This is a genomic window from Vreelandella sp. 2A-K22 (genome assembly GCF_054065485.1).
The window spans coordinates 36845-58045 of record NZ_JBSUGC010000018.1 but is presented as its reverse complement, the minus strand read 5'-3'; the positions used below and the strand labels follow the sequence as shown (position 1 = coordinate 58045).

21 protein-coding genes are annotated in these 21201 nt (G+C 54.8%); 9 read left to right on the top strand and 12 right to left on the bottom strand.

The annotated features are described in order from the left end of the window. Positions 1-24 precede the first annotated feature (24 nt). On the top strand, positions 25-918 hold the full coding sequence (locus ACW17M_RS21455) for an AEC family transporter (protein ID WP_009287454.1): 894 nt from the start codon (positions 25-27) through the stop codon (positions 916-918). A 47-nt stretch (positions 919-965) separates the two neighbouring features. On the opposite strand, the gene ACW17M_RS21450 is transcribed toward ACW17M_RS21455, so the two are convergent. Further along, positions 966-1349: a hypothetical protein gene (locus tag ACW17M_RS21450; RefSeq protein ID WP_022522085.1), complete on the bottom strand. Its 384-nt coding sequence runs from the start codon at positions 1347-1349 to the stop codon at positions 966-968. 186 nt (positions 1350-1535) lie between these two features. Here ACW17M_RS21450 and ACW17M_RS21445 point away from each other — a divergent pair, with 186 nt between their 5' ends. Then, entirely contained in the window at positions 1536-3161 is a 1626-nt protein-coding gene (locus tag ACW17M_RS21445) for a BCCT family transporter (RefSeq protein WP_009287453.1), read from the top strand. A gap of 278 nt (positions 3162-3439) precedes the next feature. Here ACW17M_RS21445 and ACW17M_RS21440 read toward each other — a convergent pair whose 3' ends face one another. From ACW17M_RS21440 to ACW17M_RS21430, 3 genes are read right to left on the bottom strand one after another with little or no spacing between them, the layout of a single operon-like run. Further along, positions 3440-4732 carry a GGDEF domain-containing protein gene (locus ACW17M_RS21440; RefSeq protein WP_022522087.1) on the bottom strand — a complete coding sequence of 431 codons (1293 nt, stop codon included), beginning with the start codon at positions 4730-4732 and terminating at the stop codon, positions 3440-3442. Beyond that, on the bottom strand, positions 4729-5439 hold the full coding sequence (locus ACW17M_RS21435; RefSeq protein ID WP_457548061.1) for a substrate-binding periplasmic protein: 711 nt from the start codon (positions 5437-5439) through the stop codon (positions 4729-4731). The genes ACW17M_RS21440 and ACW17M_RS21435 overlap by 4 nt, the downstream gene beginning before the upstream one ends. A gap of 6 nt (positions 5440-5445) precedes the next feature. After that, positions 5446-6171, bottom strand: a complete 726-nt coding sequence (locus ACW17M_RS21430) for a substrate-binding periplasmic protein (RefSeq protein WP_457548060.1) — start codon at positions 6169-6171, stop codon at positions 5446-5448. Positions 6172-6371: 200 nt separating this feature from the next. Between ACW17M_RS21430 and ACW17M_RS21425 the strand changes: the two genes are divergently transcribed. The 3 genes from ACW17M_RS21425 (at position 6372) to ACW17M_RS21415 (ending at position 8551) form a co-directional block, all read left to right on the top strand. Further along, complete coding sequence (locus ACW17M_RS21425) at positions 6372-7763, top strand: MFS transporter (protein ID WP_022522090.1); 1392 nt, start codon at positions 6372-6374, stop codon at positions 7761-7763. A gap of 8 nt (positions 7764-7771) precedes the next feature. Continuing rightward, positions 7772-8299, top strand: coding sequence for a retropepsin-like aspartic protease family protein (locus ACW17M_RS21420; RefSeq protein WP_022522091.1), 528 nt, complete (start codon positions 7772-7774; stop codon positions 8297-8299). Between the two features lie 72 nt (positions 8300-8371). Continuing rightward, positions 8372-8551 (top strand): PLDc N-terminal domain-containing protein, encoded by a 180-nt coding sequence (locus tag ACW17M_RS21415; RefSeq protein ID WP_022522092.1) that lies wholly within the window; start codon positions 8372-8374, stop codon positions 8549-8551. Between the two features lie 161 nt (positions 8552-8712). On the opposite strand, the gene ACW17M_RS21410 is transcribed toward ACW17M_RS21415, so the two are convergent. Then, on the bottom strand, positions 8713-8853 hold the full coding sequence (locus tag ACW17M_RS21410) for a hypothetical protein (protein WP_162836279.1): 141 nt from the start codon (positions 8851-8853) through the stop codon (positions 8713-8715). A gap of 230 nt (positions 8854-9083) precedes the next feature. Between ACW17M_RS21410 and ACW17M_RS21405 the strand changes: the two genes are divergently transcribed. Together ACW17M_RS21405 and ACW17M_RS21400 are read left to right on the top strand one after the other, a co-directional pair. Next, positions 9084-9842: a response regulator gene (locus ACW17M_RS21405; protein ID WP_007113866.1), complete on the top strand. Its 759-nt coding sequence runs from the start codon at positions 9084-9086 to the stop codon at positions 9840-9842. Positions 9843-9862: 20 nt separating this feature from the next. Then, on the top strand, positions 9863-11458 hold the full coding sequence (locus ACW17M_RS21400; protein ID WP_457548059.1) for an ATP-binding protein: 1596 nt from the start codon (positions 9863-9865) through the stop codon (positions 11456-11458). On the opposite strand, the gene ACW17M_RS21395 is transcribed toward ACW17M_RS21400, so the two are convergent. Next, positions 11421-12359, bottom strand: coding sequence for a LysR family transcriptional regulator (locus tag ACW17M_RS21395; protein ID WP_022522094.1), 939 nt, complete (start codon positions 12357-12359; stop codon positions 11421-11423). The genes ACW17M_RS21400 and ACW17M_RS21395 overlap by 38 nt on opposite strands. Before the next feature lie 115 nt (positions 12360-12474). Here ACW17M_RS21395 and metE point away from each other — a divergent pair, with 115 nt between their 5' ends. Beyond that, positions 12475-14772, top strand: a complete 2298-nt coding sequence (metE, locus tag ACW17M_RS21390; protein WP_427770538.1) for a 5-methyltetrahydropteroyltriglutamate--homocysteine S-methyltransferase — start codon at positions 12475-12477, stop codon at positions 14770-14772. A gap of 64 nt (positions 14773-14836) precedes the next feature. On the opposite strand, the gene ppk1 is transcribed toward metE, so the two are convergent. Together ppk1 and hemB are read right to left on the bottom strand one after the other, a co-directional pair. Next, entirely contained in the window at positions 14837-17026 is a 2190-nt protein-coding gene (gene ppk1 / locus ACW17M_RS21385) for a polyphosphate kinase 1 (RefSeq protein ID WP_027958639.1), read from the bottom strand. Between the two features lie 107 nt (positions 17027-17133). Next, a complete protein-coding gene (gene hemB, locus ACW17M_RS21380) occupies positions 17134-18144 on the bottom strand; it encodes a porphobilinogen synthase (protein WP_022522097.1) in 1011 nt (336 codons plus the stop codon). Between the two features lie 200 nt (positions 18145-18344). Here hemB and elbB point away from each other — a divergent pair, with 200 nt between their 5' ends. Continuing rightward, complete coding sequence (elbB, locus tag ACW17M_RS21375) at positions 18345-19004, top strand: isoprenoid biosynthesis glyoxalase ElbB (RefSeq protein WP_009287444.1); 660 nt, start codon at positions 18345-18347, stop codon at positions 19002-19004. An 81-nt stretch (positions 19005-19085) separates the two neighbouring features. Here the strand turns inward: elbB and tatC are convergent, their stop codons facing one another. The 4 genes from tatC to ACW17M_RS21355 form a co-directional block, all read right to left on the bottom strand. Further along, positions 19086-19877 carry a twin-arginine translocase subunit TatC gene (gene tatC / locus ACW17M_RS21370; protein ID WP_009287443.1) on the bottom strand — a complete coding sequence of 264 codons (792 nt, stop codon included), beginning with the start codon at positions 19875-19877 and terminating at the stop codon, positions 19086-19088. Further along, positions 19874-20368 carry a Sec-independent protein translocase protein TatB gene (gene tatB / locus ACW17M_RS21365; protein WP_022522098.1) on the bottom strand — a complete coding sequence of 165 codons (495 nt, stop codon included), beginning with the start codon at positions 20366-20368 and terminating at the stop codon, positions 19874-19876. The genes tatC and tatB overlap by 4 nt, the downstream gene beginning before the upstream one ends. Positions 20369-20371: 3 nt before the next feature. Then, positions 20372-20650: a Sec-independent protein translocase subunit TatA gene (gene tatA / locus ACW17M_RS21360; protein WP_022522099.1), complete on the bottom strand. Its 279-nt coding sequence runs from the start codon at positions 20648-20650 to the stop codon at positions 20372-20374. Positions 20651-20823: 173 nt separating this feature from the next. Further along, a complete protein-coding gene (locus ACW17M_RS21355) occupies positions 20824-21198 on the bottom strand; it encodes a phosphoribosyl-ATP diphosphatase (protein ID WP_027958642.1) in 375 nt (124 codons plus the stop codon). Positions 21199-21201 lie beyond the last annotated feature (3 nt).

The window sequence follows — 21201 nt, the reverse complement described above, 5'->3', positions numbered from 1 at the left end:
AAGGAATAGGGCTGGGCGGTCCGTATGATTGGACATATTCTGGCCACGCTATTGCCAGTATTTTTAATCGCTGGCTGTGGCGCAGCCTATGGGCGCTACCGTACACCGGATATTCGCAGTCTCAATACCCTCAACATGGAGCTGTTCGTTCCGCTATTGGTGTTCGCCGTGCTGGCTGACCGGCAAGCGCCGTTAGCTGAGTACGCCTGGCTGGCCACGGCAGCGATAGCAGTAGTGCTGGGGTCGGGGCTTGTACTTTGGCCGCTGGCAAAGTGGCTAAAGCTGGATAGCAAGATCTTCCTTCCGCCGATGATGTTCAACAATGCGGGCAATATGGGCGTGCCGCTGCTGGTGTTGGCATTTGGTGCTGAGGCGCTTCCTGCGGCGGTGGTGGTGTTTATCGTTGAAATGCTGCTGCACTTTTCGGTGGGGCTTTACATGCTTAACCCGCGCACTTCGCTCTGGCGAATGCTGCGCATGCCAATTGTACTCGCGAGTCTGGCGGGTTTAGCGGTGAATATCAGTGGCCTGCCGCTGCCTGGCTGGCTACTGGAGGCGATGCATATGCTAGGCGGGGTATGTATTCCGCTAATGCTGTTTGCGTTAGGGGTGCGGCTCTTGGAGATCGACTTTAGCGATTGGCGTACGGGGATACTGGGGGCGGTGCTGTGTCCGCTTTCCGGGTTAGTAATTGCTTTGCCGTTGATGTGGCTACTGCCACTAAATGCGCTTCAGGCGGCGGTGCTGCTGGTATTTGCGGCACTGCCGCCTGCGGTGTTGAATTACTTGGTCGCAGAGCAGTATAAGCTGGCGCCACAAAAAGTGGCTTCGCTGGTGCTGATTGGTAACCTGGGCAGTCTGGTCGTTATGCCGCTGACCTTGGCCGCGGCATTTACCTGGGTTTACGCGCCGCTGTAACAAAGTATACGGCACTAGGTGGCGCGAAAAAGTGACTAACGGGTTAATTAACGATCATCTTTAACTTCATAGCTGCCTTCCAAGACATCCTGATGACCAGGACGGTTTTGCGCAGACGTATGCGGGGAAGCATGTCCGTGAGAATGCCCTTGAGAATATCCCCCACCTATATCCTGTGCCTGCTGGGCGCGCATCTGCTCCATACGCTTTTTCATTTTATGGCGCATAAACGGCATCATTGCCCAGCCAATCAGCAAGAAAAACAGGCCGAGTACCACGCCGACTATCATTAACGCGCCAAACGCCAGCCACGTGAGCAGCAGCTTCAAGCTGCCCGCCACTCCGGTGGGTTGAGTTTGCGCAGCACGGGCGCGCCATTGGTTAGCCGCTTGCCATGCAGCGTTGCGTTGGTCGCGATTCATCTGTGGCATGAGAGCCTCCATCGGTTATTCGCACCCATTGGAACACAGTAGCTCTAGCAAGTTCACTGCTTGGCCACAGTGCGATTAGATTTTTCAACTGTTACCATTAAGCTGTACAAGGCAGGTTTAGTTGTACAAGCATGCGCTTAATACGCAGTGCTTACCTAAACAGAGCTCATTTAACAGGACGGTTATATGGCTAATCATGGAGGCAAGTCGGTATTCATCGCATCGGTGGTGATTATTTTTGGCTTGGTAGTTGTTGGGGCGTCATTTCCTGAAGGATTTGCCAACGTTGCAGAGGGCGCACTGACTACTGTTACCGGGCTATTCGGGTGGTTTTATCTATTTTCGGTTTTTGGTTTTGTCATTTTTCTGTTTGGTCTGGCGCTAAGCAAGTATGGCAAGGTGCGCTTAGGCCCCCAGGACAGTCGACCCAACTATACATTCTTTTCGTGGATCAGCATGCTGCTGGCCGCAGGCTTTGGTGTCGGACTGGTCTTCTATGGTATGGCGGAACCCATGTTTCACTTCATTGAGCCGCCCTATGGCGACAGAACCGCCGAAACCGAAGCGGCCGCCCGCTACGCTATTCAATACAGCTACTTTAACTGGGGGATACACCAGTGGGCAGCTTTCTCGATTGTCGGTTTGATCATTGCCTATTTTCAGTTCCGCAAAGGGCAGGCAGGATTGGTGTCGTCCGTACTGTCATCGATAACGGCTAAGAATCCTAAAATTCGTCCCTACGCTTCCTGGCTGGATGTATTTGCCGTGGTCGCCACCGTAATGGGGGTGGCTACCTCGTTAGGGTTAGGCGTGCTGCAGATGAATGGCGGTTTAAACGCTGTGTTTGGCCTGCCGGAGAACGGTTTCTGGCAGTTTGTGATTCTTTTCGTGATGTTCTGCGCCTATATGGCTTCCACCTGGTCGGGTTTGGATAAAGGCATTAAACGCCTCTCTAACCTTAATATGATTTTATGTATCGGGTTGATGCTGTATGTGCTGTTCACTGGCCCCACCGTGGCGATATTAGAGACCATCACGGTGGGGATTGGTGATTATCTGCAGAATTTTATCGGCATGAGCCTGCGCATTTCTCCCTATGGTGATAATGAGTGGGCAAGCAACTGGACGATTTTCTATTGGGCCTGGGTGATTGCCTGGTCGCCGTTTGTAGGTACCTTTATTGCCCGGGTATCAAGGGGTCGTACCATCAAAGAGTATGTGTTTGGGGTGCTGTTCGTACCGCCGCTGCTGGCCTGTTTATGGATTGGCGTATTCGGTGGCGCGGCGCTGCACATGGAGTTGAACGGTACCGATATCGGTCTTGCTGCCGCAACCCAGGATAATATAACCGTCGCACTGTTCGAGATGTTTGAGTTGATGCCCTTTACCGGCGTGCTGTCGGTCGTTGCGATGCTGCTGATCTTTATTTTCCTGGTCACCTCCGCTGACTCGGCCTCGTATATCGTGGCGCAAATGACCGATAATGGTTCGATCAATCCGCCGCTCTATAAGCGCGTCATTTGGGGTGTGCTGATCGCCGCTATTTGCCTGACGTTAATTGCCTCAGGTGGCTTAACGGGGCTGCAATCGGCTTCGGTGCTGTCGGCACTGCCGTTCACCTTTATCTTGTATATGATGGTGTTCGTATTAGTTCAGGAACTACGCGCCGACCGCAAGGCGATGCTAACGCAGCTTTATCGCCGCCATGGCGAAACGCCGGTGGGTGCGGACGCCTTTGAAGCCGAGCTGTTAGGTGAAGAAGAGCGCTTGCGCCGTGCACCGAGTGTGGTCAATCGGCGCATTAATAGTTAGCATCAGTCATCAGCACTAATAAAAAGTAACCAAGCCTTTGATTGCGGGGCAAGGTAGTTGGGGAGCAGCGACACATGAAGCGAAAATGCTGATGGCGCGGCAAGGGCGCCATGGAGCGACACGACGGCAGGCTAAAGGAGTTGCTTTCGATCGCTGGCTAGATAGGGTAGTCACAGTAGCGGTGCTAACGGCGATGATCATTGGTCTGGCTGCTGTGGCCGCTCACTGGCTGCTTTAAAGTACCAGCTCTGTGCAATATGTGTGCTTAACGCCCGGCTTTATGCCGGGCGTTTGCGTGTTTCGACCCGGTTTCGACCCAGTCGTTTGGCGTGGTAAAGGTGCTGGTCGGCACGCTCAATCAGCGCTTCAGCACTAATTGATAAGCCGGGCGACATGCTGGCAACACCCATGCTAACGGTAAGCTCTGAATGGGTGCTTGAAAAAGCATGAGGAATGGCCAGTGACAGCACTGCTTCGCGCAAGCAGTTGGCAACGCCCACAGCGTCGTCATGATCCTGACCTGGCAGTACACAGACAAATTCTTCGCCGCCGTAGCGGGCGAGTAAATCCCTGGCGGGGGCAATGCACTGATTGAGCGCTTTTGCTACGGCGCGCAGGGTGTCGTCGCCCATGGCGTGCCCATAATGATCGTTAAACTCCTTAAAGTTATCGATATCGATAAAAATCACCGATAGCGGCTGCTGGGTTTGCTGCGCCAAGTGCCAGTGTTGTTGATAAAACTCATCGAAGTGGCGTCGGTTCGCCACGCCCGTCAAGCCATCCATATTAGAGAGATGATGGAGCTGGTCGCGCTGCTCCAAGCCTTGCTGAAACGCGTTTAACAAATGATCCAAACTATCCACCAGATGCCCTAACTCATCATGCTGATGTCCTCGCAACATTGGCTTGGGCCACTGGCCGGGACGATTGGGATCGGTTTGGGCAATAGCTGCGTGTACCTTGAGCAATGGGCGAGTAATAAATAGATGAAAAAAAGCGATCACCACTAGGCTTAAAATAAACGCCTCTAAAATACTCACCCCGACCACCGTGTAAATACGCGCGAGGAACTGCTGGGTTAAGTAACCTTCTGCCAGCATCAGCTCAATCTCGCCGACGACAGCTTCCGGCATGTCGCTGCCCATGTAGTAGGCGAGGTCGGTTTGGTGGTGCAGTATATCGCCAAATAAATATTGGCTGAGCCAAGTCGAATCAGCCTGTTTTGGCCTCTCAAATTCAGCCAGAGCGCGCCCAAAATCGTCACGAATCGACACCCATGCGACCTCGTCAGCATTAAATAGCCCATAGGCGATTTGGTGGGCGAGGTCGGGGTTAAGCTGGAAAGCGGCCTCTGCTGCGGCGCCGTTAACGACCGCCAACTGTTGAGTAATGCGTTGCTCGGTTTCCTGGCGCATATTGGTAGCGTGGCTGAGAAGTTCAATACTTCCTGCTACACCACTAATCAGCATAGCAATGAGCAGGGTGAGTAGCGCTTGCTTAGTGGTCAGGCTGCCTTTTTTAGGCGCGACGCCAGTGGTCAACATAGGAAAGCGAGGGCGGGGACTTATCACTGGCTCTCCCCCTGCAGGGCATCCAGCTGGGCTTGCAGTCGCTCCAGCAGTGCTTTCGAAACGTTGAGGTGGCAGGCGAGATAAAGCGGTGCGCGATAAAAAGTAAATAAATGCGCTAGCGCGATGTCCTGTTCATATGCCATAAATTCACCGGTTGCTTTGCCTGTCACAATCACATCTAGTAGCCCCGCCTTTAAACGCGCGATATTTTCTCGCTCCGAAGGAGCAAGTAGCACATTAATGCCGCTATCAGCGACGTAATCGCCTATGGCATCTTCCCTAAAACTGCCCACTCGCCAAGCGTTCAGCCCGGAAAGTGAATCAACATTGAGCCCACGCTCGGCTAAACTGAACGCTGCCCATTCATTGACGACCAGTGGCCCCACCCAGTGAAACAGCGCTTCACGCTCACGGGTGCGGGTGGTGGAGTAGACGCAATGGTTCTCCCTTAAGCGTGCTTCGGTGTAAGCGCGTGCCCAAGGCAGCAGCCGAAAATTAGCCTCTATGTCAGCTTGGCGAAGCGCATCACGTAGCAGTCGCGTCGCACTACCGATTATTTGCCCTTGGTCGTCCGAATAATTGAACGGTGGATACTCTTCGGTATTGATCGTCAGCGGCATCGCATGAAGTGGCAGACTGCAGCTACCGATAACGGTGATCAGGGCACCCATGCAGTATTGCCATCGGCGAGTTAGGTCGTTAGCCATCGTCAACTACCTCTCGACTCGTCCCGCTTGCACCCTGTTTAAGGCCTGCTGCATCAGCGCTACCAGACGTGGATCCGTGGCTTTGTTGATGGCAAAGTATAGCGAAGATTCGCTGAGGGTGTGTGGGGGGGTTAAAATATCTTTAGGATAACCTTCTGACTCCGCTATCCAGCCAGCCACATTCTGACTGTAAGCCCATAGGTCAACTCGCCCGCGGGTTAGCATATTGAGTGCGCTTCGGTTATCAATAGCGGATACGAGTAAGTGCTCAGGATAGCCAGCTTCCAACAGTGCCTGGGCACCGATATCTTCCCGAATGACCGCTACGGTCAGGCCGCGATCAATCGCTTGAGCCAAAGAATCAACCACAATCGGTGCGTCGCGGTGGGCTAGCAGTACGACCCGGTCTTGAGCAATCGGCCCCACCCAGTGGAAATTGACCTCTCTTGAGGGCGTACGCGTAGTGGAAAATAGCACCGTATTAGGTTGGCTGCGCGCCAGCTCATAGCCGCGAATCCAAGGGTAGTGACGGACGTCATTACGGCTTAATGGTGTTTCTGTCGCTGCAAAAATAGCCTCCAACAAATCAATCGATATCCCGGTTAATTGCTGATTATCGATATAGTTATAGGGCGGGTACTCTTCAGTAATAAAGGTTAATGCCGCCAAGGTGTCGGGCTCATCAGCCTGTCCGCTTGCGACGATTGCCAGCCAGAGGCATAGCGTGGCCATCAACCTGGTTAAGGGTTGTCGGTACACTGGCCGTAGAGATGGCTGGGCTAATCCCATCGCAGTTCTATCCGTATTACTGATCAATCAATCAAACTTAGAGCAACGCTGGTCGGCTGTCATCTCTAATCTGCCAACGCAAGCCGTGGCGCCTTGGCGGTTCTATCTGCTAGCCTTACGGCTTCCCCTGTGAGAGAAAACTAATGCTGCCTGCTAACACTGCTAAGGCGACGGATGGCTACGCATCGCGTCGAGAAATTTTCGGCTGGGCGATGTTTGATTTTGCCAACCAGGCCTACACGCTTTTGATTATTACCGTGGTATTTGGCGAGCTTTTCACCACAGTCATTGTGGGGGATCGGGGCGATAATTTCCGGTTGGCCAACTTTTTGTGGAGCCTGGCCCTGGCGATTAGTTATCTAATGGTGGTGATTACCGCGCCGTTGTGCGGAGCGGTGATGGATTACCGGGCGGAGAAAAAACGCTTTCTGCTGATTAGTTATCTCGCCACCGTGGTCACTACGGGCATGCTCTACTTCGTTGAGCCGGGCTATGTCGTTATCGGCTTGTTATTGATCGTGCTGTCTAACTACGCGTACTCCATGGGGGAGTCATTTATTGCTGCATTTTTACCTGAACTTGGGCCGCCGCAGTCGCTGGGCAAAATTTCTGGCTTTGGCTGGGCGCTCGGCTACATCGGTGGACTGTTTGCGGCAGGTTTTACCCTGGTGGTGCTAGGCGAGGCCAGCGCGGAAAACTTTGAGCGCATACGCTGGGTGGGGCCCTTTGCGGCCGGCTTTTTTCTGATTACCGCTATTCCTACGTTTTTATGGCTAAAAGAGCGTGGCACCCCTCAGCCCCGTGGCGTCTCTTATCGGCATATTGCCCTGAACCGCGTCACCACCACCCTTCACGAGCTGCGCTATTTTAAAGATCTGACGGTATTTTTGATTTCACTGCTGTTCTCGATGGCCGGCGTCTACATCATCATCGCGTTCGCCTTTATTTATGGTGCTCAAGTGATCGGCTGGGATGAAAGCGTACGTAATATCATGTTTATTATTGTCCAAGTGACCGCTGCAGCAGGGGCTCTGGGGTTTGGCTGGATACAGGATCAGCTAGGTGCCAAGCGAACGTACCAAATGACCCTGGCGCTATGGGTGTTGGCGATTATTGCTATCTGGGCAACGCCGGAGATGACGCAGTGGGTAAACGGGCAGTTTGACCTGCAGTGGCAGGCACAGTACGTATTTTTGATAGTCGGCTGCCTGGCGGGGCTTAGCCTGGGTTCCAGCCAATCTGCCAGCAGGGCTCTGGTGGGGCTATTTTCACCCTTGGAGAAATCAGCCGAGTTCTTCGGCTTCTGGGGGCTGGCGAATAAGTTGGCAGGGGTGTTGGGGATCGTCATGCTGGGGGTGTTGCAGACGCTGGTTGGTTTGCAAGCGTCTATTCTATTATGTGTTGCCCTGTTCGTTATCGCGATGCTGATTTGCGCCAGGGTCAACGAGCGCCGTGGTCGGGAGGCGGCGCTCGCCTGGGAAGCCAACAGCTATAGCAACACTAATAACGCTAACGAGGCATCCTTACCTCAGTGAGGTGGAGCATGGCAACGCACCTGGCAGGTCAAACAGCGCAACGCGGTGGTATCGTTATGATGCTGCTGTTTTGGGTGCTGTTAATGGCGGTGGGCACTTGGTGGATTCACGGTGGTCTCGAAGAGATGATGCGCCCGAACGCGAATATTGTGCATACGCTACCTGCAGGTGAGCCGGTTACCTTAAAACGTAACCGGGCAGGGCACTTTGAAGCGCCGGGACGCATCAACGGCACGCCGGTGACCTTTTTGCTCGATACTGGCGCCACCTATGTCGCCATACCGGTCGATTTGGCTAGCGAGTTAGGCCTAAAACCGGGACGCCGCGCTTGGTTCAATACCGCCAATGGTCGAGTTGAAGGTACTTTAACCGAACTCGATGAGGTTTCTCTGGGCGGTCTAAAAGTGCAGAATGTGCAGGGGTCTATCAGCCCCGGCATGGAGCGTGACACCGTTCTACTCGGCATGAGCTTTTTAAATTTATTGTCGATTGAAATACAGTCGGGTGAGATGGTGTTGAGCCTTCCCGAGCAGTGAGTTCGGCTTGTGAATGTGCCACTGATATGATTGTCTAAATTAATACGAGTGCCAACATGCTAAGGAGTTGCTATGGGCATTGAAGTAGGTGGTTTATTAGGGCTAATTTGGCTCATCATTGTGATCTGGGCCATTGTGAAAGTAGCCAAAAGCGGCGCGGGTGGTCTTGCTAAGCTGATATGGATCCTGGTGCTGCTGTTTTTCCCGTTAGTCGGCTTAATTGCATGGTTTCTGTTTGGGCCCAAAGGGTAGCCGCTGAAAAGCAAAGCTGTTGAAAAGCCCGCCTCGTGCAATTGCGTCAAAATGTGTAGTCGAAAAAAGTAGTTGTAAAAAAGTAGCTAAGTAAAAAAGGCAGGCCACTGGTGGTCTGCCTTTTTAAGTATGCTTTAGCAATAGATATACTTAACCAAACATTACTCAATGGTGTCGTTTTCTTCCCCTGGCGGCGCCTTGTAATGCCCTGGGATTTTTAACTTCTCCCCATTGGGCAGGTCGCGCACTTGGGCTGGAACGTAAACACGCTTAATGACACTTTTCGTTTTGCTACTTCCCATGGCAGGTTCCTCCTGTCAAATTGTCGACAGTTCGCGCCTTAACAGTAGCTTCCGCAGGTGCGAGAATCAAGTATCGGGCCTTGTCTACCGATCAATGCGCATGATTGTAACGACAGAAGCGGGTGTTTTGATAGTTTTGAGTTATCCTGAGTGCCAATCATAGGGCGCCTGCGTTGGTATTGGGTGAGCGGGTGAAAAAATAAACAGCCTAAGCGGAGTGCATAAAGAGGATGGTAGATCATTTGGAACAGCAATTTCAGGCGCTTGAGTCGCAAGAGTCTGTAATGCCTGACTATCCTGATCAAGATCATGTCCTGATCATTGAGGATGACCAGCGTTTAGCCGAGCTGACCCGTGATTACTTGGAAGCGAACGGCTTCCAAGTAACGCTGGAAGCTGACGGTGCGAAAGGGGTCGACCGTATTTTAACCCTACAGCCCGATCTGGTGATTTTAGACTTAATGCTGCCGGGGGAGGACGGCCTGGCGATTTGTCGTCGTGTTAGACCCAATTTTGCCGGCCCGATCATGATGCTGACCGCTCGCACCGATGATCTTGATCAGGTCTTGGGGCTCGAAATGGGCGCCGACGACTACGTGCCGAAGCCGGTTCAACCGCGGGTGCTATTGGCGCGTATGCGCGCGCTGCTGCGCCGTGCCGACGGGCCGGCACCAGACGGCGAAATGCGGCTGCGTTTTGAAAACCTGGAGATCGATAACGCCACTCGTGAAGCCTGGCTTTCAGGCGAGCGAATTGACTTAACCAGCGCTGAGTTTGACCTACTTTGGTTACTGGGCCGTAACGCTGGCCGAGTACTCACCCGCGAAGAGATATTCAGCGACTTACGGGGCATTAAGTACGACGGCCAAGACCGCTCGATTGATGTACGCGTATCGCGCATTCGACCCAAAATTGGCGATGATCCGAATCAGCCTCACCGGATCAAAACCGTGCGCAGCAAAGGTTATCTTTTCGTCAAAGACAGTTGATCATTCAGAGGGATGGCATCATGCGGCGGGTGCTCAGTAACGGCTCGTTTTTACGCTTCTATTTGCTGTTGGGCATCGCGCTATTAGTGGTTTTTGTGATCGCCTTAGCGGGGCGCTCCTTTATCGAACAGGTGCGCCGTGAAGACTATCGTGAGCAGCTCGCCGCGCTGCCTATGTCGTTGATGACGCAACAGCTCGCCGACGCACCGGTTGAACAGCGAAATGCTCTGCTTGAGCATTTTTCGGAACAGCTCGATTTACAGCTGACCCTGCAGCCTATCGGCGATGCGGATTTGGGATTTTTCGAACGGTCGCGCCTGGAGCAGGGCAAAATACTGGTCGCTGAAAGCCCCTGGCTACTGCAACAGCGTTTGCCCAGCGACACCTGGCTGCTGCAAGCACGACTCGATGACTGGAGTGAGCACCAGTGGCATGGCAGCATTGAGTTGCTTGGTGGGTGGCTCGCGGCAGCGCCCGCGGCAGAGCGTGATGGCCGCATTGCCCAATTGCGTCCAGGGAGTTGGCCGTTGCAGCTTTTGCCTTCGTTGCCTGCGGGACTAACGGCGGCGCAGCAGGCTCAGCTGGTCAGGGGCAACGTCATCACCCAACTCGTTTCTGATAAGCTTTCAATTACGCTGCTCTATCAGTTGCCAGGCGAGTCACAATGGCTGCAAGCGGGGCCTATTTCCCGCGGCGACACCTTACCGCTGAATTTGCACTTACCCCTTTTGATGGGGCTGATGATCGTTCTCAGCCTGATTATTTATTTGATTATGCGCAGTATCGAAGCCCGCATGGCGCGGCTGGAGCTGGCTGCCACGCGGATTGCCAGTGGCCGCCTGGAAACCCGGGTAAAGGTAGAGAGCGGCGACTTTTTAGGCCGCTTGGGGATGGCTTTTAATGGCATGGCCAATCAGGTGCAGAGCCTGCTGCGCGGTCAACAGGAGATGATTCGGGCGGTTTCCCACGAGCTGCGCACCCCGGTCGCGCGTATTCGCTTTGCCGTGCAGATGGTCGAGGATATGACCGATCAACCCGCCATTCGCCGCCAGCTTCAGGGGATCGATGCGGACATTGCCGAGCTCGATGAGTTAGTTGATGAAATTCTCACCTATGCACGACTGGGTGGAGAAACGGTTAACGGCGCTGAGCTTGAAACGGCGCTGGTAGAGTGTCGGGCCATGGCGGAACGGGTGATTGATACGCTGTCGCCGCTGCATAGGGGCTTAGCGTTGGCGCTTGCGCCTGGTCCTGAAATCGAGCTGCTGGCGGAGCCGCGCTATCTTCAGCGTGCGGTGCAGAATTTAGTCGGCAACGCCTGCCGCCATGCTAAGTCCCAGGTGATGATTCACCTCTGGGATGAACCCAATCTGGTGCGTATTGACGTTGAAGACGACGGCCCCGGCATTCCGCCGGAAGCGCGGGCGGATATTTTCAAGCCGTTTGCCCGTCTGGACGACAGCCGTGCTCGCAGCTCTGGTGGCTACGGGTTAGGGCTTTCGATTGTGCAGAAAATCATGGCCGGGCACGGTGGTAGCGTGACCATCGATACCAGTCCCACTTTGGGCGGCGCGCGCTTTACGCTGCTGGTTCCGCGTCGCGATCCGCAGGCTTGACCCCGGATAGCACTGCAAAGGAGGTCTCCCGCGCCGTGCGTAAAAAATCCTGCATCCATGGCGCTTCGCGGGTCTCTTCGCGAATCGCCGCATACAGCGTGCTCCATACCCCATGCTCGCCTAGCTTCACCGCGCTAACGTAATCGCGCTCTAAATACTCGGTGAGTGCCCAGTTGGGTAGTGCACACACGCCACGCCCGCTGGCCACCAGCTGCATCATCATAATCGTCAATTCGGCGGTACGAATCTCCTGAGGACGCACGTTCGCCGGTTGCAAAAACTGGGTGAAAATATCCAATCGCGACTGCTCAACGGGGTAGGTAATCAACGTTTCCTCAGCCAGTGCCTGGGGCTCTATAAACCCCCGGCCAGCAAAAGGGTGCTGGCGGGCGACGGCCAGTAACCCTTCATAGCGAAACAGCGGGGCGTAGTGAATGCCCTCAAGGGGTTGGGGGTCAGCGGTGATCACCAGATCCAGCTGCTCTCGGGCAAGCGCCGGAAGCGGGTCAAAGTGGTGTCCACTGGGAATGTCGATTTCCACTTCCGGCCAGTGATCGCGAAAATAGTCCACTGTGGGCATTAGCCACTGAAAGCAGCTGTGGCACTCAATGGCCATATGCAAACGCCCCTGCTCGGTGCCTGCCAGGCGCGCCAAATCACGCTCCGCCTTGCGTACTTCAGGCAGTACCTGGTCGGCTAGGGCGAGCAGCCGCAGCCCCGCGCGGGTGAATTCCACCGGGCGGGTTTTACGCACAAAAAGCGCGCTGTCCACGCGGCTCTCAAGATCTTTAAGCTGGTGCGAAAGCGCCGATTGGGTCAAATGCACGCGATCGGCAGCATCGACCAGGGAGCCGGTTTCGCGCAGAGCCAGCAGCGTGCGTAGGTGTCGTAACTCAATCATGTAGTGGCTCAATCATCGTGAGTGTTTTTCATCTTTACTATTAGAAACTTTAGTTTGATTCATCAAGGCCTGGTGCCCAGACTGTGTGAATTATTTCACGTTGGTAGGGTTCATCATGACAGTTTCTCATATTCTCGGCTATCCCCGCATCGGCGCTCAGCGCGAGCTAAAAAAAGCCACTGAAGCATACTGGAAAGGCGAGTGTACGCGTAGCGAGCTGGAAAACACCGCTCGCGAGCTGCGTTTGCGCCACTGGCAGGCACAGCAGGACGCGGGTTTGGATTTCGTTAGCGTGGGCGATTTCGCATTTTACGACCAAGTGTTGAACGTTTCAGTGGCGCTGGGGGCTGTGCCTGCCCGCTTTAACGCCAATAATGAAGTGGCAGGTGGCGATATCGATCTCGACACCACCTTTCGTATGGCCCGCGGTAGAGCCCCCAGCGGTGAGCCCGCCGCAGCCTGTGAAATGACCAAATACTTCGATACCAACTACCACTACCTCGTCCCCGAACTGCACGAAGGGCAAACCTTTACTCTGGCATCCAACCGGCTGTTTGACGAAGTGGATGAAGCGTTACGTGCGGGTTTTACCCCGAAAGTAACGCTGACGGGGCCGCTGACTTGGCTATGGCTTGGCAAAACCAAGGGCGGTGATTTTGACCGCCTGACGCTGCTCGACAGCGTACTCGACGTGTATGGCGAAATATTAGCGCGGCTTGCCACCCAAGGCATTGAGTGGGTGCAACTGGATGAGCCTGCGCTGGTGCAGGATCTGCCGCTGGCATGGCAGCAGGCCTATGAGCGTGCCTATCATCGCCTTCAGTCTGCGCCGCTAAAACTATTGCTAGCCACTTACTTCGGCGGCTTGGGCGATAACCTATCATTGGCGACCCGTTTGCCCGTGGCAGGGTTGCACATTGATGCCGTGCGCGCCCCCCAGCAAGTCGAGGGTGTGATTGACCGCCTTGGCCCCCATCAGGTGCTATCGGTGGGGTTTGTCGATGGTCGCAATATCTGGCGGGCCGATTTGGCTGCCTTGCGAGAACGCCTGCTGCCGTTGAAAGTGCGCCTGGGGCAGCGGCTTTGGTTGGCACCCAGCTGCTCGCTGCTGCATGTGCCGGTGGATTTGGCCCAGGAGACGGAGCTTGGTGATGAGCTGATCAGCTGGCTGGCTTTCGCGCGGCAGAAACTTGACGAGGTGGTCACCTTGGCGCGCTTGATCGATAACCGCGCCACGCCTGCCGATGAGCAGCGACTGGATCAGGCCACACGGGCGCTGGATGCCCGGCGTGAATCAACGCGTATTCACCAAGCTGAGGTCAGTGAGCGTTTGGCGGCGGTTCGCCCCGCCGATAGCCAGCGCCGGGCGCCTTATGGTGTGCGTTCTGAGGCTCAGCGTCGCGCGCTTAAGCTGCCGCTATTCCCCACCACGACGATTGGTTCTTTCCCGCAAACCGATGCGATTCGTGCCGCCCGGCGCGCTTTTAAGGCTGGTGAGCTGGCGTTGGCCGACTACGAAGCCCGTATGCAGGTTGAAATTGCCTACGCCGTTGAACGCCAGCAGGCGCTGGGGATCGATGTGCCAGTGCATGGCGAAGCCGAACGTAACGATATGGTGGAGTACTTTGGCGAGCAGTTGGAAGGCTTTGCGTTTACCCGTTTTGGCTGGGTACAAAGTTACGGTTCACGCTGCGTGAAGCCGCCGGTGATCTTCGGTGACGTATCGCGCCCCGCCCCGATGACGGTGCGCTGGAGCGAGTACGCCCAAACTCTGACCGATAAGCCCATGAAGGGCATGTTGACAGGGCCGGTGACGATTCTACAGTGGTCGTTTGTGCGTGATGACCAGCCGCGGGAAACCACCTGCCGCCAGATTGCCTTGGCGCTGCGCGATGAGGTGTTGGATCTGGAAAAAGCCGGGATCAACATTATTCAAATCGATGAGCCAGCGCTACGCGAAGGGTTACCGCTGCGCCAAGATGAGTGGCAATCATACCTTGATTGGGCGGTAGAGAGCTTCCAGCTAAGCGCTGCAGGTGTGGCCAACACCACCCAGATTCATACCCATATGTGCTACTCGGAATTCAACGACATCATTGGCGCGATTGCAGCACTTGATGCCGATGTCATCACCATCGAAACGTCGCGTTCGGATATGCACCTGCTGGATGCCTTCCAGGACTTCGCTTATCCCAATGAAATCGGCCCAGGGGTTTACGATATCCACACCCCCAATATTCCCGAGGTGAGCTGGATGGTCGATTTGATGGAGAAAGCCCTGGAAAAAATCCCCGTCGAACGGCTGTGGGTGAACCCGGACTGCGGCTTAAAAACCCGTGGTTGGACGGAAGTAGAGCCAGCGCTGGCCAATATGGTGGAAGCGGCTAAGGTGTTACGTCAACGCTATGCGTAAACGGGTAGAGGGCAGAATCCCTCCCGCTGCCCTAAGCAGCGGGGGAGTGCTGACTTTTCGATGCCTAGCTTTTTGATGCATAGGCGTAGAGCAGGGTTTCCTGGGCACTAATGGCATCGCTGTCGCCCGGATTCTGGAGTAGGTAGCTGCCGTCGGTCTGGAGCAGCCAGCTCTGGCAGTTATCCACCAGGTAGGTCTCCAGGTCTTTGCGTACCCGGGTGGCGAGCTTCTTATCCAGCAGCGGGAAGCACGTCTCCACACGGTGGAACATATTGCGCGCCATAAAGTCCGCGCTTGAGCACCAGGTCTCCGACTTGCCATCATTGTGGAAGTGGAACACCCGAGTATGCTCCAGCAGACGACCAATAATCGAGCGCACGCGAATGTTGTCGGAAACGCCCGGTACTCCTGGCTTCAAACAGCACATACCGCGAATAATCAAATCGCACTCTACCCCCGCCTGTGAGGCCCGGTAGAGCGCTTTGATAAGCTTGGGCTCGGTTAACGAGTTGCACTTAATAATGATGTGCCCGCGCTTACCCTTACGCGCTATCTGCGCTTCCCGATCGATCATTGCCACCAACCGTTCATGCAGCGTAAATGGCGCGTGCAACAGCGTGTCGATTTTGCGTGCGCGGCCCATTCCAGACAACTGTTGGAACACTTTATGAACATCGGCACACAACGCTTTGTTGGCAGTCAGCAGGCTGTAGTCGGTATATAGCTTGGCGGTTTTAGAGTGATAGTTACCGGTGCCCAGGTGCGCGTAGTAGCAAAGTTCACCTTTTTCGCGACGAACGATGTGCAGCATTTTGGCGTGGGTTTTGTACGCCATAATGCCGTAGACAACGATTGCCCCCGCTTCTTGCAAGCGTGAAGCCAGCTGTAGGTTGTCGGCCTCATCAAAGCGCGCGCGCAGTTCAATGACCACAGTGACTTCTTTGCCTTGGCTGGCCGCTTCCACCAGTGCGTTAACAATGGCCGAGTCTGCGCCGGTACGGTAAAGGGTCTGCTTCACTGCCAGTACATTTGGATCCCGGGCGGCTTCGCGCAGCAGGTCTTCAATCGGCGTAAACGACTGGAAAGGGTGATGGAGTAGAATGTCGTTCTTGGCGATGGCTTCAAACAGGCTACCCGCTTTGAGCGCTTTGGGAATGCTGGGGGTAAACGGCCGATAGAGTAGTTCGGGGCGATCCACGTCCCCCAGTACCGACATCATACGGGTTAAATTAACCGGCCCTTTGACGCGATATAAGTCGTCGCTTTCCAGTTCAAACTGGCGCAGTAAAAAGTTGGTCAAGTCATCAGGGCAACTGTCGGCAACTTCCAGGCGCACACCGCTGCCGTAGCGGCGTGCCAGCAGCTCACCGCGCAGCGCAGAGGCGAGATCCGAAACCTCCTCTGGGTCAACGCTCATATCCGCGTTGCGGGTCAGCCGGAATTGATAGCAGCCGCGTACGCTCATGCCAGGAAACAGCTCCTCGGCATGGGCATGAATCATCGAAGAGAGGAAAACATATTCCGAGAATCCCTCCTCGCAGAGCTCCTTGGGCAGTGCCATCAGACGCGGTAGCGAGCGCGGCGCGGGAAGAATCGCCATCCCCCCGGCGCGACCAAACGCATCTTTGCCTTCCAACTCAACAATAAAATTGAGGCTTTTATTCACTAAACGCGGGAAAGGGTGCGAGGGGTCGAGGCCGATCGGGCTAATGACCGGCATAATTTCATTATCGAAAAACGCCTTAACCCAGGCTTTCTGCTCATCAGTCCACTGATCGCGGCGACGAAAACGCAGCCCATGGGTTTCCAGCGCGGGTAACAAGGTGTCGTTGAGTATCTGATACTGGCGATCAATTTGCGCGTGGGCAAGCTGCGAGATCTCCGCCAACACCGCTTTGGGCAGGCGGCCATCGGCGGCGGTGGTGTCGTCGCCCAGGGCAATTTGATGCTTCAAGCCCGCCACTCGAATCTCGAAAAACTCATCCATGTTGGAGGAGAAAATCAGCAGGAACATTAGCCGATTGAGCAGTGGGTGGGCGTCATCTAACGCCTGCTCCAACACGCGGATATTGAACTGTAGATGCGATAGCTCGCGGTTGAAGTAGAGCTGGGTATCGTCGAGGTCGGTTTCAGGCTGTGCTTCACGTGCCTGGACGCCGGTCGGGGTACGGTTAATCCGTAGCGGCGTATCGCCGTCGCTGCTGGTGTGATCGGTAGACGACAGTGGTAAGGAATCTGAAGCTTGCTCGTCCATAGTGGATCTCCCCGCGTTGATAGCTCGAAGGTATCATAGCCTGATACTTGTATATCAGTGCAGTATGCGGGGAGAAGATGACAAAAAGGTGTCACCAGGTTGTCATCTTAGCGTTGCTGAAGTAACCGCGCTGCATCTAGGGCGAAGTAGGTCAGAATGCCATCTGCGCCTGCCCGTTTGAAACACATCAACGACTCCAGTATTACCGGCTCCGCTTCTAACCAGCCGTTGTCGAAGGCCGCGCGGTGCATGGCGTACTCGCCGCTGACTTGGTAGGCGAAGGTGGGTACCTGTAGTTCGCTTTTTACCCGCCGCACGATATCTAGGTAGGGCATGCCGGGCTTGACCATCACCATGTCGGCGCCCTCGGCGATATCCATGGCCACTTCGTGGAGCGCTTCATCGCTGTTAGCGGGATCCATTTGATAGGTGCGCTTGTCCGCTTTGCCCAAGTTAGCAGCCGAACCGACCGCATCGCGAAAAGGCCCGTAGTAGTGCGAGGCGTACTTGGCGCTGTAGGCCATAATACGCACATTATGTAAATGTTCCTGCTCCAACACCTGGCGAATCGCACCAATCCGGCCATCCATCATATCGGAAGGGGCGACCACATCGGCCCCCGCTTCGGCATGGGAGAGCGCCTGCTTGAGCAGGGTATCCACTGTGCGGTCATTCTGGACATAGCCGTGTTCGTCAAGAATGCCGTCTTGACCGTGGCTGGTATAAGGATCCAGCGCCACGTCCGTGATAATGCCTAATTCGGGTAGCGCTTCTTTAAGGGCACGCACGCTGCGCTGAACTAAACCGCTAGCGCTATAGGCCTCTTCAGCAAACTCACTCTTGTGCTCGGAGCCAACCACAGGAAAGAGTGCCAGTGCTGGAATGCCCAGTTCATACGCTTCGCGAGCTTGCTCGATCAGCAGATCAATAGACAGCCGTTCAACGCCGGGCATGGAGGCGACGGCTTCGCGCTGATTGATACCTTCCAACACAAAAACGGGCAGAATCAGGTCGGATGGACTCAGGCTGTTTTCCTGCATCAATCGGCGTGAGAAATCGTCGCGGCGCATACGGCGCATGCGCGTGGCGGGAAAGTGGCGGGCAGTGGGTGTACTCAAGAGGGCTCTCCATTAGAGGTCGTAAAAATCAGTGATCGTGAACATTAAGGATCGCAAATCAACATGCCCGAAGGCCTGGAATCAGTATATCAGCCATGCCCTGCGGCGAAAGCCGTCTTGTGGCGACACGGCAGACTGACTAAAGTGAGCGACAGCTTTGCTGTATTGCGTTCGGCAGACCCTGGGATAAGGAGATAGGCATGACCAAACAGGTGGCAGTGATTTTAGCTGGCTGCGGCGTTTACGATGGCTCGGAAATATATGAGACCACGCTAACCCTGCTGCGCTTGGATCAGTTGGGCATTGGATACCGCTGTTTTGCCCCCGATATTGAGCAGCACCATGTGGTTAACCACCTCACCCAAGAAGTAGTGGAGGGCGAGCAGCGTAACGTGTTGCTGGAGTCCGCTCGCTTGGCGCGAGGGGAGATCAGCCCACTGAGTGAATTAGTGGCTAATGATTTTGACGCAGTGATTGTGCCCGGTGGTTTTGGCGTTGCCAAGAACCTTTCGGACTTTGCCAGTGCCAGCGACAATATGCAGGTGTTAGAAGCGCTAAAAGAGGCGCTGACGGGCTTTCACCAAGAGGCCAAGCCGATTGGTTTGATGTGTATTTCCCCCGTACTTGTGCCACGCCTATTGGATGAGGGCATTGCGGTAACGGTGGGCAATGACCCGGCGGTTTCCGGGGCGATAAGCGCCATGGGTGGGCTACACCGCACCTGTAGCGTAGAAGATATCGTGGTGGATTTTGAGCACCGGGTGGTCACCACACCCGCTTATATGCTGGCAACGCGGATCAGCGAAGCCGCAACTGGTATTTTTAAACTGGTGGATCGCATTGCAGAAATGATGGATTAAGCTCGCCACTGTGCTGATACAAAAGCCGCCGCCATTGATCATGGCGGCGGCTTTTAAATATCTGGACGTTGATCCCAGTGCTTAGAGGTCTGCTTCTTGCTCTTCGGCAGTCTCTTTCTCCTCTTTGCGCTTGCGCACCAGGCGACCAAACAACAGCCCGACTTCATAAAGCAGATACATCGGTACCGCCAGTAGGCTCTGTGAAATCACATCCGGGGGCGTTAGCAGCATGCCGACAACAAAGCAGCCTAGTAGGATATACGGGCGCTTTTTAGACAAGCTTTCCACCGACGTAGCGCCAGATAAGATAAGCAAAAAGGTCGCAATAGGAATCTCAAACGCTACACCGAAGGCAAAGAACAGCTTAAGAACGAAGTTCAGATATTGGTTAATGTCGGTCATCACGGCGACGTTTTCCGGCCCGGTTTGGGTGAAAAACTCAAACAGCAGCGGAAAAACAACGTAATAGGCAAACGCCGCGCCGCCGTAGAAAAGCGCAATGCTCGAAACCAGAATCGGAATCGCCAGCGCTTTCTCATTGTCGTAAAGCCCCGGGGCGATAAACGCCCAGGCTTGGTGTAGCACAAACGGAATAGCGATAAATACCGCGACTACCAGAGTGAGCTTGAACGGCGCTAAGAATGGCGAAGCGACTTCCGTAGCGATCATCTGCGAGCCTTCGGGCAGCAGCGCCATCAACGGCTCGGCAACAAAGGTGTAGATATCATTGGCAAAGGAGTAGAGGCCCAAAAAGACCACCAGGATAACGATCACGGCGCGCATTAGCCGTGAGCGCAGCTCGATCAGGTGCTCAATCAGGGGGGCTTGGCTCTGCTCTTCCCGCGGCTCCTTTGAATCGCCAGACATGCTCATTGGTGATTACGATCCTTATTAAGTGCAGCCGACTCAGGGTTAGGCGTTTCAGGTTCGGCCTCGCGGGTGGGCGCAGTCGAGGCAGATGATGACGGAGGTGTTTCTTCACGCACCGTTTCCTCTCGCACCGTTTGCAGGGCGTCATCCAATCGAGAGCTGGCCTGGGCAACGCGCTGCTCAGTGTCACTCTTATCAGTGTCGCTCTGCTGCGCTGGTGCAGCGTCTGACGGGCTATCGGCAATGCTCTCTACGTCCAGCTTCGCTTTCTTCAAGCTGTCATCGAGCTTCTTTTGCTGTTCATTGAGCTTTTGGCGCAGCTCTTCTGCTTCCAGTTGGGCGCTGATTTCACGCTGCATACCGGATACCGTACGCTTGATTTTACCAATCCACATGCCCGTCGTACGGGCGGCGCGGGGCAGCCGCTCCGGGCCAAGCACCAACAGCCCGACGACGCCAATCAGCATCAGTTCAAGAAAGCCGATATCCAGCATGGTTTATTTGCGCTCTTCGTTGCGGTCGTGGGCGGCCTGTTTCTCTTCGGCTTGAACGTCGTAAGTGTTGCCCGGCTCTTCATGGCTCACTTTGGCATGGGGTTGGTCGGCGTCCTCTTTGTCCGCCTCTTTATTTTTCTCCTCGTCGTGCATGGCTTTCTTGAAGCCCTTGACCGCCCCGCCTAGGTCGGTGCCCACGTTACGCAGTTTTTTGGTGCCGAAAACCAGAATGATGATGCCCAGCACAATCAGCAACTGCCAAATACTAATACCACCTAACATATGCGTGTCCTCTTGCGAGCAGGTTAACTATCGATTGAGTGCTATCTATTTTAGTGAGTGCTACCTATTTTAGCGCTATCTCTTTTACCACTGAGCCAATGAATACGAGCCCTATGGCTAGGAGCAGTACTACAGTACGCGCGTTACCACTATGCGACAGCCCTATGTGGCAACTATGGCTGGCGGGCGGCTTTTTCCTCGTGTCCGGAAATGCCGAAACGCCGTGCCAGTTCGTCTAAAACGGCCTGATGATCCATCCCCAGGTGTGACAGCATCACCAGGCTATGAAACCACAGGTCGGCGGTTTCAGAAATCAATGCTTGGCGTTCAGCCTCGCTACCATGCTCGGCATCTTTTGCCGCAAGCACTGTTTCTGTTGCTTCCTCGCCTACCTTTTCGAGTATCTTGTTCAAACCCTTATGATGCAAGGAGGCAACATAAGATTCTTCTGCCGCTGCATGGCGTCGCTGCTTTAGCACCTCATTGAGCGTATCCAGCACATCAGTATGGCTAGTCGAATTGTTAGGCGATAATGCGTTGCTGTCCATGGG